This is a genomic window from Streptomyces sp. NPDC001493, from assembly GCF_053597235.1.
The window spans coordinates 418,054-432,058 of the sequence record NZ_JBSFHV010000003.1 but is presented as its reverse complement, the minus strand read 5'-3'; the positions used below and the strand labels follow the sequence as shown (position 1 = coordinate 432,058).

The 14,005-nt window shown below is 73.7% G+C and carries 11 protein-coding genes; 7 read left to right on the top strand and 4 right to left on the bottom strand.

Going from position 1 to position 14,005, the window contains the following annotated elements:
* Window positions 1-5 precede the first annotated feature (5 nt).
* Entirely contained in the window at window positions 6-1,337 is a 1,332-nt protein-coding gene (locus ACWCWD_RS07410) for a cobyrinate a,c-diamide synthase (RefSeq protein ID WP_450770893.1), read from the top strand.
* 99 nt (window positions 1,338-1,436) lie between these two features.
* Here ACWCWD_RS07410 and ACWCWD_RS07405 read toward each other — a convergent pair whose 3' ends face one another.
* Complete coding sequence (locus ACWCWD_RS07405; RefSeq protein WP_450770891.1) at window positions 1,437-2,159, bottom strand: ZIP family metal transporter; 723 nt, start codon at window positions 2,157-2,159, stop codon at window positions 1,437-1,439.
* Between the two features lie 9 nt (window positions 2,160-2,168).
* A complete protein-coding gene (locus tag ACWCWD_RS07400) occupies window positions 2,169-2,303 on the bottom strand; it encodes a hypothetical protein (RefSeq protein WP_450770888.1) in 135 nt (44 codons plus the stop codon).
* 86 nt (window positions 2,304-2,389) lie between these two features.
* On the opposite strand from ACWCWD_RS07400, the gene cobC reads away from it, so the two are divergent.
* Window positions 2,390-3,964 (top strand): Rv2231c family pyridoxal phosphate-dependent protein CobC, encoded by a 1,575-nt coding sequence (gene cobC, locus ACWCWD_RS07395; RefSeq protein WP_450770886.1) that lies wholly within the window; start codon window positions 2,390-2,392, stop codon window positions 3,962-3,964.
* Window positions 3,965-4,199: 235 nt separating this feature from the next.
* On the opposite strand, the gene ACWCWD_RS07390 is transcribed toward cobC, so the two are convergent.
* Window positions 4,200-5,405 (bottom strand): SCO1860 family LAETG-anchored protein, encoded by a 1,206-nt coding sequence (locus tag ACWCWD_RS07390; RefSeq protein ID WP_450770884.1) that lies wholly within the window; start codon window positions 5,403-5,405, stop codon window positions 4,200-4,202.
* A 413-nt stretch (window positions 5,406-5,818) separates the two neighbouring features.
* Between ACWCWD_RS07390 and ACWCWD_RS07385 the strand changes: the two genes are divergently transcribed.
* Complete coding sequence (locus ACWCWD_RS07385) at window positions 5,819-7,513, top strand: PH domain-containing protein (protein WP_450770883.1); 1,695 nt, start codon at window positions 5,819-5,821, stop codon at window positions 7,511-7,513.
* A 114-nt stretch (window positions 7,514-7,627) separates the two neighbouring features.
* Window positions 7,628-9,097: a PH domain-containing protein gene (locus ACWCWD_RS07380; RefSeq protein WP_450770881.1), complete on the top strand. Its 1,470-nt coding sequence runs from the start codon at window positions 7,628-7,630 to the stop codon at window positions 9,095-9,097.
* 34 nt (window positions 9,098-9,131) lie between these two features.
* Here the strand turns inward: ACWCWD_RS07380 and ACWCWD_RS07375 are convergent, their stop codons facing one another.
* A complete protein-coding gene (locus ACWCWD_RS07375) occupies window positions 9,132-10,259 on the bottom strand; it encodes an amidohydrolase family protein (RefSeq protein WP_450770879.1) in 1,128 nt (375 codons plus the stop codon).
* A gap of 138 nt (window positions 10,260-10,397) precedes the next feature.
* On the opposite strand from ACWCWD_RS07375, the gene ACWCWD_RS07370 reads away from it, so the two are divergent.
* The 3 genes from ACWCWD_RS07370 (at window position 10,398) to ectB (ending at window position 13,918) form a co-directional block, all read left to right on the top strand.
* The gene (locus ACWCWD_RS07370) at window positions 10,398-11,504 is read left to right on the top strand and encodes a pyridoxal-phosphate-dependent aminotransferase family protein (RefSeq protein WP_450770877.1); all 1,107 of its coding nucleotides are present in this window, start codon (window positions 10,398-10,400) and stop codon (window positions 11,502-11,504) included.
* A gap of 536 nt (window positions 11,505-12,040) precedes the next feature.
* Window positions 12,041-12,505 carry a diaminobutyrate acetyltransferase gene (gene ectA / locus ACWCWD_RS07365; protein ID WP_450771020.1) on the top strand — a complete coding sequence of 155 codons (465 nt, stop codon included), beginning with the start codon at window positions 12,041-12,043 and terminating at the stop codon, window positions 12,503-12,505.
* A gap of 147 nt (window positions 12,506-12,652) precedes the next feature.
* A complete protein-coding gene (gene ectB, locus ACWCWD_RS07360) occupies window positions 12,653-13,918 on the top strand; it encodes a diaminobutyrate--2-oxoglutarate transaminase (protein WP_450770875.1) in 1,266 nt (421 codons plus the stop codon).
* Window positions 13,919-14,005: the final 87 nt, after the last annotated feature.

Here is a 14,005-nt window from a genome sequence, read left to right as displayed (position 1 = left end):
GCCTGGTGATCGCCGCCCCGGCCTCCGGGAGCGGCAAGACCACCGTGGCCACCGGGCTGATGGCCGCCTTCGCCGCGCGCGGGCTCGCCGTCTCCCCGCACAAGGTGGGCCCCGACTACATCGATCCGGGCTACCACGCGCTGGCCACCGGGCGGCCGGGCCGCAACCTCGACGCCTACATGTGCGGGACCGGCCTGATCGCGCCGCTCTTCGCGCACGGGTCGGCGGGGTGCGACCTGGCGGTGGTCGAGGGCGTGATGGGGCTCTTCGACGGGGCCTCGGGCCAGGGCGAGCTGGCGTCGACGGCGCAGGTGGCGAAGTTGCTGCGGGCGCCGGTGGTGCTGGTGGTCGACGCCTCCTCGCAGTCGCGTTCGGTGGCGGCCCTGGTGCACGGTTTCGCGGCCTGGGACCCCGGGGTGCGGATCGGCGGGGTGATCCTGAACAAGGTGGCCTCCGACCGGCACGAGATGCTGCTGCGGGACGCCCTGGAGGAGTCCGGGCTGCCGGTGCTCGGGGTGCTGCGGCGGGCCGCGCAGGTGGAGACCCCGTCGCGCCACCTGGGGCTGGTGCCGGTGGCCGAACGGCGTACGGACGCCGTGGACGCGGTGGCGGCGATGGGCGAACGCGTACGCGCCGGCTGCGACATGGACGCGCTGCTGGCGCTGGCCCGGACCGCTCCCCCGCTGTCCGTCGAGGCCTGGGAGCCGGAGCGGTACGAGCTCTCCGGGCGGCGGCCCGTCGTCGCCGTGGCGGGCGGGGCGGCGTTCACGTTCGCGTACGCCGAACACACCGAGCTGCTCACGGCGGCGGGCGCGGAGGTCGTCCCCTTCGACCCGCTCCACGACGAGAAGCTCCCCGAGGGCACGGCCGGGCTGGTCGTCGGGGGCGGTTTCCCCGAGGTGTACGCCCCCGAGCTGTCGGCCAACGAACCGCTGCGCCGGGCGGTCACCGCCCTCGCCGAGAGCGGGGTGCCGGTGGCGGCGGAGTGCGCGGGGCTGCTCTACCTGGCGCGCGAACTGGACGGCCGGCCGATGTGCGGGGTGCTGGACGCGAGCGCCCGGATGTCGGGGCGCCTCACGCTCGGTTACCGGGAGGCGGTGGCGATCGCGGACAGCTCGCTCGCGGCGGCCGGAACCCGGGTCCGCGGCCACGAGTTCCACCGGACGGTGCTGGAGCCGGGCTCGGGGCCGGTGCCGGCCTGGGGGATGCACCTGCCGGAACGCCGGGTGGAGGGCTTCGTCCGGGGCGGGGTGCACGCGAGCTATCTGCACACCCACTGGGCTGCGACGCCCGGGACGGCCCGGCGGTTCGTGGAGCGGTGCGGCGAGGTGCGCTGAGGTCCTCTCCCCCGATGGCGGAGGGCTTTCCGCACGGGGGAGGGCTCTGGCGTACGGGGAGGGCTTTTCCGTACGGCGGCGGGCGGCGGGGCAGTTGGCTCAGTCCGCGATGCCGACGACCAGCCAGATGAAGCCGACTCCGCAGATCGTGCAGAGCACGGTGGAACGGGCCGGGTGGTCGTGGTGGGCCTCGGGGAGGATCTCGGCGGCGGCGAGGTAGAGCAGCGCCCCGCTGAAGAAGCCGAGATACGCGCCGAGCAATTCCTCCGGAAGAGTGAACACGAGGGTGGTCGCCGCGCCCACGATCGGGGCGATCGCGTCCGCGAAGAGCATGAAGAACGCCTTGCGGCGATTGTTCCCGTAGAGACTGGTAAGGGTGTAGGTGTTGAATCCGTCGGCGAAGTCGTGGGTGATGACGGCGAGCGCGACGGCCGCCCCCATGCCGGCGCCGACTTGGAAGGCGGCGCCGAGCGCGACCCCGTCCATCAGGCTGTGGCCCACCATCGCGGCCGCCGCCGTCAGCCCCACCTGGGGCACGCGTTCCTCGCCCGCCCCGTGTGCCGCCTGGCGCACGGCGAGCAGGCGCTCCACCAGATGGGCCACGAGAAAACCCCCCACGAACAACAGCAGGGCGGCGGGCACCCCCGCCACGGGCCGCCCCGCCGCATCGATCGCCTCCGGCAGGAGGTCGAGGCCGACCACGCCGAGCATCAGCCCGCCGGCGAAGCCGAGCACCAGGTGGCGGCGGTCGGTGACGCGTTGCGCGACCCAGCCGCCGGCCAGAGTCATCAGGAACGCGCCGAGCGCGACGAACACCGCCATGGGCCCTTGCTAGCCGATCGGGCCGGTTGCCCGCATCTCCGCCGTCTCCCCGATCTCCGCCGACTCCCCGGTCTCGGCCATCGCCGCCGACTCCCCGATCTCCGCCGACTCCGCCGACTCCGCCATCTCCGCCATCTCCGCCATCTCCGCCGTCTCCGCAGGAGCGCCGTACGCCCCGCCGGGTGTCCCGAGGACCCCCGGTGGTGGCGGCCCGTACGAAAGGACTGCCCGTGACCGCAAGCGCAGGGTCCCCGGACCACTCCCCCGCACCCTCCGCCGGGGCGGCGCTCGTCGTCGGCGTCGGTGCCCGTCGGGGCGTCCCGGGCGAGGAGGTGTCCGCGCTGATCGAACAGGTGCTGCGGACGGCGGGTCTCGCGGTCTCCGACGTGGTCGAACTGGCCACCGTCGAGGCGAAGACCGCGGAGCCCGGCATCGTCGCGGCGGCGGCGCGGCTCGGGGTGCCGTTGCGCGGCCGGTCGGCGGCGGAGCTGACCCGGGTACCGGTGCCCGGGGCGTCCGAGGCGGTCGCCGCGCTCGTCGGTACGGTCTCGGTGGCGGAGGCGGCGGCGCTCTGCGCGGCGGACGAACTGGTGGTCCCGAAGACGAAATCTGCGCGGGCCACGTGCGCGGTGGCCCGGCGGAGCGGGCCGCGCGCGGTTCCCCCGGAAGCGGAATCTTCAGCCGCGCCGGTGACGGGAGGCGCCGCGCCCACCACCATGGCAGCCATGACACCCCCCACGCGGTACACCGAGAGCGGCGGCCCCGACCTTCGTCACCACGGCGACGCCGAGGTACGCGGCAGGCATCTGACCGATCTCGCCGTGAATGTCCGGACGAACACCCCGCCGCACTGGCTGCGGGAACGCATAGCGGCCTCCCTCGGCGGGCTCGCCGCCTACCCCGACGGCCGTGCGGCGCGGGCCGCCGTCGCCGCCCGGCACGGGCTCCCGGTGAACCGGGTACTGCTCACCGCCGGGGCGGCCGAGGCGTTCGTACTGATCGCCCGGGCGCTGCCGGCCCGCCGGCCGGTCGTGGTGCACCCGCAGTTCACGGAGCCGGAGGCGGCGCTGCGGGCGGCCGGGCACGAAGTGGGGCGGGTCGTCCTGCGGGCGGAGGACGGGTTCCGGCTGGACCCGGCGGCGGTGCCGGAGGACGCCGACCTGGTGGTCGTCGGCAACCCGACCAATCCGACGTCCGTGCTGCACCCCGCCGGTGTGCTGGAAGCGCTGGCGAGACCGGGGCGGACCCTGGTGGTCGACGAGGCGTTCATGGACGCGGTGCCCGGGGAGCGCGAGGCGCTCTGCGGGCGTACGGACGTCCCGGGCCTCGTCGTGCTGCGCAGCCTCACCAAGACATGGGGGCTGGCGGGGCTGCGGATCGGGTACGTACTGGCCGCCCCCGAGACGATCGCCCTGCTGGAGGAGGCGCAGCCGCTCTGGCCGGTGTCCTCGCCGGCGCTGGCGGCCGCCGAGGCGTGCATGGAGCCGCGCGCTCTGGCGGAGGCGGCCTGCGCGGCGGACCGGATCGCGGTGGACCGGGCCCATCTGCTCGCGGGCATCGCGGAGTTCGGCGAGATCGAGGTGGTGGCCCCGGCCCAGGGGCCGTTCGTGCTGATCCGCCTCGATGGTGCGGCCGAGCTGCGGGAGGGGCTGCGTTCCCTGGGGTTCGCGGCCCGGCGCGGGGACACCTTCCCGGGGCTCGGGCCGGACTGGCTGCGGCTCGCCGTCCGGGACCGGGTGACGACGAACCGCTTCCTCCAGGCGTTGGACCTGGCGCTCCAGGCGCTGCCGGTGGCGGCGGGGTGAGCGGAGGGCCGTGGGCGGTACGGCCGGCCCGCGCGCCCGCCTGAGCGCGCGGACCGGCCGGGGCCTGTCCGGCCGGCCGGGGTCCGTCCGACTGGTCGGGGTCCGTCCGACTGGTCGGGGTCCGTCCGACTGGTCGGTCCGTACCCGTGAGCCCGGCCGGTGTCCGTCCTGCCGGCCGGTGTCCGCCTGTCCGGTCGCGGTCCGGGTCGGCCCGTCCGCCCGGTAGCGGTCCGGGTCAGTCCCGGGCGCGCTTGCGGGCGAGCACGGTCGCCCCTGCGCCGAGCGCCAGCAGCAGGGCCGCGCCCCCGGCGATCAGCGGGGTGCTGGAGCTGCTGCCGGTCTCCGCGAGGTCATCCCCGGAGACGGTGGCCGGGGTGTTGTCGGCCCCGGTCTGCGTCGTCACGTCGCCGCCGGAACTGCCCGAGCTGCCCGAACTGCCCGAACTGCTGGAGTCGCCGGAGCCGGAGTTGCTGCCGTCCGTCGAGCCGGTGTCGCCGGTGGTGCCGGTGTCGCCCGTGGCGCCCTCGTCGGTCGCGCCGCCGTCCGTGGAGCCTGTCCCGCCGGATTCGCCCGAGGTGTCACCAGTCGTGCCGCTGTCCGTGGCGCCGCCGTCGTCGGAGCCGCCGTCGTCCGAACCGCCGTCGCCGTAACCACCGTCGTCCGAACCGCCACCGTGCGAACCACCTTGCCCGGAACCGCCGTTGCCGGAGCCGCCGTGACTCGAACCGCCGTGGCCGGAGCCCGGCGTGGTGCAGGTCGCCTCCGCGAGGGTGAGTTCGCCGTTCACCTCGGCGACGTTGAGCGCGGCCGGGTTGAGGGAGACGCGCAGGCGAAGTGCCGTCGCGGCCGCGGTCTTCGAGGTGGTGCTGGTCTTCGACAGGTCCAGGGTCACGTTGCCGACACCGGGGACGTCGACCTCCGTGCGGCCACCCGAGGTGAGCGTGATCCGCTTGCCGAGGACCGTCACGTGGCCGAGGACGTTCGAGGACGCGACCGGCTTCTCGCCGACCTCGCAGACGGCCTTGGAGGTGACCTTCTCGACCTCGACGAGCGAGAGGAGCGGCAGACCGGGAACCCGCACCCGGGCCTTGACGAGGTTGCTGTGCCCTTCCGCGCGGCGCTCGTCGACCGTGGCGCCGGAGGTGGCGACGTCGGCCCGCAGGACCTGGACCGGCCCGTTGTCCACGCCGTCCAGCCGCACGGAGAGCGCGGTCTTCTCGGCGCTGCTGGGGGCCTGGACCTCGTTGAGCGTGGCCTTGAGCGGCACGTCGACGGTCTTGTCCAGGAGCGAGACGTCGAGCGCCGCCCGGAGCACGACCGCGCTCGCGCTGCCCTCGCCCTTCGTCGCCGGGGCTGCGGCCTGCGCGGGGAACGCGGCGAACAGGGCGACGGGAGCGGCGGCGACCGCCAGGGCGGCGAGACGGAAGGTGTTGCTGTTCAAGATGGTGGAACCCCCACAAGAGACATGGAGCCACCGGCGCCGTCCAATGGGGGACATCGCGTGCGCCGGTGACCTCGACTCCGTGAATCTTTACGCACAGAGGGTGAACTGGCGGACACCTGACGCCAGTTCACCCCAAAGGGTGGTTTTAGTGTACGTATTCGAATCTCGCGGCACGTACGTTCCTCGGACTCACCCGTTTCACCGAACAGCGGTTGCTGACAGTGGCCTTGAGGGGCGGCATGGAGCAACTCCAACGAGAGGACGGCCGGATCGTCACCGCCTGTCAACACGGCGCTTCGGCACGCTCCCGGGGACCGCACGCCGCGCCGGGGATGTCGGCAGGTGAGCCGGTCCGAACATTGCCGCAATCCTGACAAGCGCGCGGGCCCTGCCACTGACAGGCTCCGGCCATGATCGAGGCCCCAGCCGTGACCTACCGCCCCGCCCACCACCGCGCCCTGCTCCTCGGCGGTCTGACCACCATCGCGCTCGCCGCCCTCGTGATCGCGGGAGTGGGGGCCGGGGTGGCCCACGGGACCGGGTGGCGGATGTCCCGCCCTGCGGCCGGGGCGGCAGCCGTCACGGCGGCCCTGCTCGCGGTGGCGGGTCTCCTGGCCCTGCGCGCCACGGCACCGGCGGTGCGCGCCGACGCCCACGGGCTGTGCCACCGGCAGCTGTTGAGGAACCGGAGCGTGCCGTGGCCGGAGGTCGCGGTGCTGCGCGTCCACCGGCCGTACCCGCACTCCCGGCGCCCGGGACGGAGCCGCCTGAGCGTGGTGCTCCGCGACGGGGGAGAACACTTCCTGCCCCTCCCTCCGCCGTCGTGGCGCGGGGTGACGCCCGCGAACGATCCGTCCGGAGAGGGGGAATTCGAGGCGCGGGTGGGCGCGTTGCGGGCGCTGCACCGCCGGTACGGCTCCCCCGACCCGGACCTCCCGTCCCTCGTCGTCCCGGAGACGGTGCCGTACAGCACGGTGCCCTTCTTCTCCGCTCTGGTCGGCTGTCTGCTGCTCGTTCTCGGCCTGGGGACGGCCGTATTCGGGATTCCGCAGGCCCTGGCGTACGAGCGTGCGTGGAATCCACCCGTCCTCTGCGCCGCGGGGACGCCCGTCGAGAACCGGCTCGACTGCCTCGTCGTCGTCACGGGGATGATCGAGGGCATCGAGGCGCCCGGCGAACGGAAGCCCGCCTGGCTGTTCTTCACCGACGGGGGTCCGACCGTCGACATCTACGTCTCCTACGCAACGGCTCGGAGCTTCCGGGAGGGCGACCGGGTCGACGTGACCTACTGGCGCGGCGCGGTGGAACAGGTCGCGGGGGAGCACGCGCGCTGGCGCGAGGAAGCGATGTATCCGGGCGCGCTGGCGGCGCTGCTGGCCGGCTTCTGGCTCGCGGCCTGCTATCCGGTCGCCCAGATCGTCGTCCGGGTGCGTGTCCGCCGGACCCCCGGAGCCGTCGCGCTTCCGCTCGCCCTGCCGTTCGCGGGTGTGCTGGTGGCGACCGCCCTGTGGCTGCTGCCGCTCCGCGTCCTGCGCCGGCCGTACCCGCTCGGCTCCCCGACGACGGTCGCCTGGGCGATTGCGGGGACGGCGGTGACCGCGGGGCTCCTCGTCCTGGCCTTCCGCGCCACTCGCCCCGTGCCGCCCGGCGACACCGCGGAGCGGCACCGGGCCGATGCCGACACCGGGGCCGACGCCGGGGACGGGGACGGCGTTGCCGTCGAGGACGGGCGGGAGGACGTCTTCCTGCCCGCCTACTTCGTGGATTCCGTCGATTTCGACCCGTACCACTCCACCACCCACCTCGTCCTCGGCCCGGACGGCTCGCTCGCGGTCTCGCCGCACCCCGGCCCGGGAAGGTTCGGGGTGCGGCGGATTCCCACGGAGCGGCTCACCGTCCTGCGGGTACGCCGTGTCCAGGCCGGCGAGGCCAAGCGAGGGTTTCCCATCAGCTGGCAGGTCGCCGACCTCGATTACCAGGGTGAGATGGTGCGCCTCAGAGCGTCGAGGACCACCCTGGACCGCGTGCTGCGGCCCCTGCGCCACACCTCCGCGACCTTCGCGGCGGCCCCCGGTGCCCCTGCCCGTACGCCACCCCCGTCCTGACCACCGGACGGCCGGGCGCCAAGGTGCCCGCGGGCGATGTCGGCAAGGTCGCGCCCCCGGACTCTGCCGTACCCGCGACACGAGCGCCCGACTGGCCGGTGACATGCTGTGTGCATGACCCCCGAACCTCGGCTGATCTTCCGTCCCGCGCTCGCGGGGGTACTGTCGCGCGTCGGGCTCGGGAGCGTCGTCGCCGAGGTGCACGCCGATGCCGACGGGGTGCGTTACCGGTCTCCGCGGCGGCGGGGGGACATCCCGTGGCAGGACGTCAGGGCGCTGCGCGTCCACGTGAGGCCCATGAGGAGCGAGGAACGCAGACGCGTCAGCCTGCTGCTGCGCGACGGGCGCGTCCGCTTCCTGCCCGAGCCTCGGAGCTACCTGACGACGGACCCGGAGTTCGACGCCGGGGTGGAGGCGCTGCGGGCGCTGCAACGCCGTCACGGATCGCCCGACGAGCCGGACCACCTCCACGTCATCGGCCCGCGCACGGGAGGGCACGGCCTCTTCAAGCCGCTCGCGCTGTGCGCGCTGCTGCTCGTGGTGGGCGCGGTGGTGGCGGCAGTCGCCGTGCCGAACACGCTCTCCTACCAACGTGCCTGGCGGTCCGCCGTCCCCTGTGCGGCGGGGACGCCCGCCTACGATCGGGCCGAGTGCCTGACCACCGTCCCGGGGGTGATCTCCCGCACCGTCGCCGACCACCAGGGCAAGACCGACGACAGCCGGCTGTACTTCTCCGGGAGCCGGCCACGCGAACGGATCCAGGTGCCCTACGACACGGCCGTCGCGTTCGCGCCGGGCGACCGGGTCGAGGTGACCTTCTGGCGCGGAACCCCGAGAGCGGTCGTCGGCGCCCACGCGGCGTGGCAGGACCGCCCGGTCCCCGCCGGTCAGGTCCTGGCCGTCGCGGTGGGGTTGGTGCTCGCCGCCGGCTACCCCGCGGCCCTCGTCGTGGTGCGCGTGCGCGGACGCCGGCGTCCCGACGACGAGGTCCTGCCCTCGGCCCTCCCCTTCCTCGGCGTGCTGGTCGTGACGGCCCTGTGGCTGTTGCCGCTCTGCGTCCTGCACCCTGTGGACCTGGTCGGGTCGCCCCTGACGATCGGGTGGGCGGGGGTGGGTACGGTGGTGTCGTTGGTGCTCCTCGTACCGGCCTTCCGCGCCACCCGCGTACGGACTCCCGAGGACGTCGTACCGGCCGGCGCCGCGGATGGCACGGACGACGCGGACGGGGAGGACGGGGAGGAGGTGTTCCTGTCCGGCCGCTTCCTGGAGGCCACCGAGTACAACCCGTACCACTTCGGCACCCACCTCGTGCTGGGCGGCGGTGACGCGCTCGCGGTCTCGCCGCACTCCGGTCCCGGACGGTTCGCGGTGAAGCGGGTCCCGGTGGAGCGGATCGCCGTCCTGCGGGTACGGCGGGTCCGGGGCGAGGACGGCGACGACGTCCCCGGCGACTGGCACGTGGCCGAGCTGGACGACGCGGGAACCCCCGTCCGCCTCGGGGCGGCGCCGGGGGACCTGGCCCGGGTCCTGCGCGCCCTGGGGCACGTCCCGACCGCACCGGACTCCGGAGTCCCGGTGCGGTGAGGGTGGGCGCGTTCAGGATGGGCGCGCGCGAGGGTCAGCCGGCCACCACCCGGCCGTTCAGCACCACGTGCCGGGGGGCCGCAAGCACGGTCACGTCCGCGCGCGGGTCGTCGGCGTAGACGACCAGGTCGGCCGGGGCGCCCTCGTCCAGGCCCGGGCGGCCCAGCCAGCTCCTCGCCGCCCAGGTGGTCGCGCCGAGCGCCTCCAGGGGCGGGATACCGGCCTTGACCAGCTCGGCGACCTCGGCGGCCACCAGGCCGTGGGGGAGCGAGCCGCCCGCGTCCGTACCGACGAAGACCGGGATGCCCGCGTCGTACGCCGCGCGCACGGTGTCGTAGCGGCGTGCGTGGAGCCGGCGCAGATGTGCGGACCAGCGGGGGAACTTGGCCTCGCCGCCGTCCGCCAGGTGCGGGAAGGTCGCGATGTTGACCAGGGTCGGTACGATCGCCACCCCGCGCTCGGCGAAGAGCGGGACGGTGTCCTCGGTGAGGCCCGTGGCGTGCTCGACGCAGTCGATGCCGGCCTCCACCAGATCGCGCAGCGAGTCCTCGGCGAAGCAGTGCGCGGTGACCCGGGCGCCGAGCCGGTGGGCCTCGGCGATCGCGGCCTCCACCTCCCCGCGCGGCCAGCAGGGGGTGAGGTCACCCACCTCGCGGTCGATCCAGTCGCCGACCAGTTTCACCCAGCCGTCGCCCCGGCGGGCCTCACGGGCGACGTACGCGACCAGGTCGCCGGGCTCGATCTCGTGGGCGTAGTTGCGGATGTAGCGGCGGGTCCTGGCGATGTGGCGGCCGGCCCTGATGATCCTCGGCAGGTCGTCCCGGTCGTCGGTCCAGCGGGTGTCGGAGGGCGATCCGGCGTCGCGGAGCAGCAGGGCGCCGGCCTCCCGGTCGGTGAGCGCCTGCTTCTCGGCGGTGGCCGCGTCGACGGGGCCGTGGCGGTCGAGGCCGACGTGGCAGTGCGCGTCCACCAGCCCGGGCAGCGCCCAGCCCTCGACGGTGTCGGCCCCGTCCGCGCCCGGGGGCCGTTCGTAGGTGATCCGGCCGTCCACGGCCCACAGTTCGTCCCGTACCTCGTCCGGGCCGACGAGCACCCGGCCTCTCACCCGCAGCACGTGCCGGTCCCGGTCGCGGTGGTCGCGCTGGTCGCTGTGATCGCTCATGTGCGGCACTGTACGAGGCGGTCGGTACTCTCGGATCGAGCGCTGTTCGCACACAGGCCCGCATCTGTTCGCACAGATGCCCGCATCCGTACGGACAGGGGCCCGCAGAACGACTGACGAACCGGAGAGAGCACCACCGTGACACACCCCTTCCTCGACCTCGCCCCGCTCACCGCCGCGCACTTCGCGGCCATCGAGAAGCGGGTCGCCGGTCTTCTCGCCACCGAGCAGGACGTGGTGATCATGCAGGGCGAGGCGCTGCTGCCCCTGGAGGGCTGCATCCGGGGCGCCGCCCGGCCCGGTACGACCGCGCTCAACGTCGTCACCGGCCCGTACGGCCAGACCTTCGGGAACTGGCTGCGCGACTGCGGCGCCGAGGTCGTCGACCTCGCGGTGCCGTTCCACACGGCCGTCACCGCCGAGCAGGTCGCCGCTGCCCTGGCCGAGCACCCGGAGATCGACTTCGTCTCGCTGGTGCACGCCGAGGCCGCGACGGGCAACACCAACCCGGTCGCCGAGATCGGCGAGGTCGTCCGGGCCCACGGCGCCCTCTTCATGCTGGACGCGGTGGCCTCGGTGGGCGCCGAGCCGCTGCTGCCGGACGCCTGGGGCGTGGACCTGTGCGTGATCGGCGCGCAGAAGGCGATGGGCGGACCGGCGGGCGTCTCGGCCGTCTCGGTGAGCGCACGCGCCTGGGAGCGGATCGCCGCCAACCCGCAGGCTCCGCGCCACTCCTACCTCTCCCTGCTGGACTGGAAGCAGCGCTGGATCGACGGTGGCCGCAAGGCGCTGCTGCACGCCCCGGCACAGCTGGAGATGCTGGCGCTGGAGGCGTGCGTCGAGCGGATCGAGGCGGAGGGCCTGGAGGCCGTCATGGCCCGTCACGCGGCCGCCGCCGCGGCCACCCGGGCGGGTGCGGTCGCGCTCGGCGGCGGGCTGACGCCGTTCGTCCACGAGGCGCGGGACGCGGCGCCGGTCGCCACGACGCTGCGCGTGCCGGACGGGGTGGACGCCTCGGCGCTGGTGGCGCGGGCACTGCTCGCGGAGCCCTCGCTGCCGCTGATCGCGGGCGGCGGGGCGCTGTCCAAGGAGATGGTCCGGGTCAATCACTACGGGGTGGACGCGACGCGCGGAGCGGTCCTCGCCTCCCTCGCGGCGCTGGGTTCGGCGCTGGCCGAGGCCGGCCGGCAGGTCGATCTGGAAGCTGCCCGCAAGGCCGTCGAGGAAACCTGGCCGAGCGCGTGAGTCACCGGGCGCCGCACATTCCGGGCGCCCGCCGGGCGAATTCCCCGGCAAACCGAATGCAGTGAATGCGGGGAGCTGCTCACCGATATTTCCGGTGAGCAGCTCCCCGCATTCTTGTGCCCGGCTTCCCTGTACGTAAACGCGCGGGACCGGGAGGGCCACGGAGAGGCGGTACGGGGGCGTGTCACGGGAGTTGCAGGGCTGTGACGGACTCCACACGGTGGGCGTTATGCCGGTTAAATCCACCATGAATCACCCGAAAACGCATGCCCGATCGGCCGGACTCGCACTCGCGTGATAACACGTGCGCCTCCGCCACCCAACCCTTTCCACCGATGCAATTCCGAAATTTGCTGGGTAAATTCCCTGGCATGAGCGCCGCACCAGCAGACCTTGCCCGTGCCCGAATCGAATCCCGCGACTTCAATTCCCACGCCCTCAGTTCTCAGGACAGCTCCCGGGGCAGTTCTCAGGACATCGACGCGCCGTCCGCGCCGCACGCGCCGAGCGCGCTCCTCACCGTGGACGCGCCACGCGTGGAGGACGGGGCCGCGCTGTGGCGGATCGCCCGCGACTCCGAAGTCCTCGATCTCAACTCCTCGTACAGCTACCTGCTCTGGTGCCGTGACTTCGCGGCGACCTCGGTGGTCGCCCGGGACGAGCACGGCACGCCGGTCGCCTTCGTGACGGGGTACGTACGCCCGGACCGCCCGCAGACGCTCGTCGTCTGGCAGGTGGCGGTCGACGGTTCGTACCGGGGACGGGGGCTGGCCGCCACCCTGCTGGACGCGCTGACCGAGCGGGTCGCCGCCGAGCAGGGGCTGGTCGCGGTGGAGACGACCGTCACGCCCGACAACACCGCCTCGAACCGGCTCTTCACCTCGTACGCGCAACGCCACGACGTGGGGCTGGAACGCGAGGTGCTCTTCGCCGGGGAGCTGTTCCCCGAGGACTCGCATCTTCCCGAAGTCCTGTACAGCATCGGCCCGTTCGGCAGCTGACGGGCCGCCACCCGCCCAGCGGGGCGCGGTCGCTCCGGCCCGCCGGGCGCCGGGCGCCCGGCAAAACCGCCGCCCCGCGTCTTCCGCGACCGCGTGGGCCCGCTCGTACCGCCACCCCGTGTCCCCCACAACCCTCAGGAGATCGCCGTGACCATCACCCCGCCCGCCCTGAGCGTCTTCGAGACCCTGGAGTCCGAGGTCCGGAGCTACTGCCGGAGCTGGCCCGCCGTGTTCGACCACGCGCGGGGCGCCCGGCTGACCGACGAGGACGGCCACAGCTACCTGGACTTCTTCGCCGGTGCCGGATCACTCAACTACGGCCACAACAACCCTGTTCTGAAACGGGCGTTGCTCGACTACATCGAGCGGGACGGCGTCACCCACGGCCTGGACATGGCGACGACCGCGAAGCGCGCCTTCCTGGAGACCTTCCAGAACGTGATCCTGCGCCCGCGCGATCTGCCGTACAAGGTGATGTTCCCGGGCCCGACCGGTACCAACGCGGTCGAGGTGGCCCTGAAGCTGGCGCGCAAGGTGAAGGGCCGCGAGTCCGTGGTCTCCTTCACCAACGCCTTCCACGGGATGTCGCTCGGCTCGCTCGCCGTGACCGGCAACGCGTTCAAGCGGGCCGGTGCGGGCATCCCGCTGGTGCACGGCACGCCGATGCCGTTCGACAACTACTTCGACGGCCAGGTCCCCGACTTCCTCTGGTTCGAGCGGCTGTTGGAGGACCAGGGCTCCGGGCTGAACAAGCCCGCAGCCGTGATCGTGGAGACCGTCCAGGGCGAGGGCGGTATCAACGTCGCCCGCGCCGAGTGGCTGCGCGCGCTCCAGGAGCTCTGCCACCGGCAGGACATGCTGCTGATCGTCGACGACATCCAGATGGGCTGCGGACGGACCGGCGCCTTCTTCTCCTTCGAGGAGGCGGGCATCGTGCCGGACATCGTCACCCTGTCGAAGTCCATCAGCGGCTACGGACTGCCCATGTCCCTCTGCCTGTTCACCCCTGAGCTGGACGTCTGGGAGCCCGGCGAGCACAACGGCACCTTCCGCGGCAACAACCCCGCGTTCGTCACCGCCGCCGCCGCGCTCGACGCCTACTGGGCGGACGGCCACATGGAGCGGCAGACGAAGGCCCGCGGCGAACAGGTGGAGCAGACGCTGCTCTCCCTCTGCGCCGAGGAGCCCACCGCCTCCTTCCGGGGCCGGGGCCTCGTGTGGGGCCTGGAGTTCACCGACCCGGCGCGCGCCTCGGCGGTCACCGCACGCGCCTTCGAGCTGGGGCTGCTGCTGGAGACCTCGGGTCCGCGGAGCGAGGTCGTGAAACTGCTGCCGCCGCTGACCATCACCCCCGAGGAGCTGGACGAAGGGCTGCGCACGCTGGCCCGGTCCGTCCGCGAAACGGCCGCCTGACCGGCCCGTTCCGCCATGAACCTCCCGCCTGGGCCCGGGACTTCCGGGCAGGCGGGCACCGAGTACCCCACCGGCCGCCACTGGCCG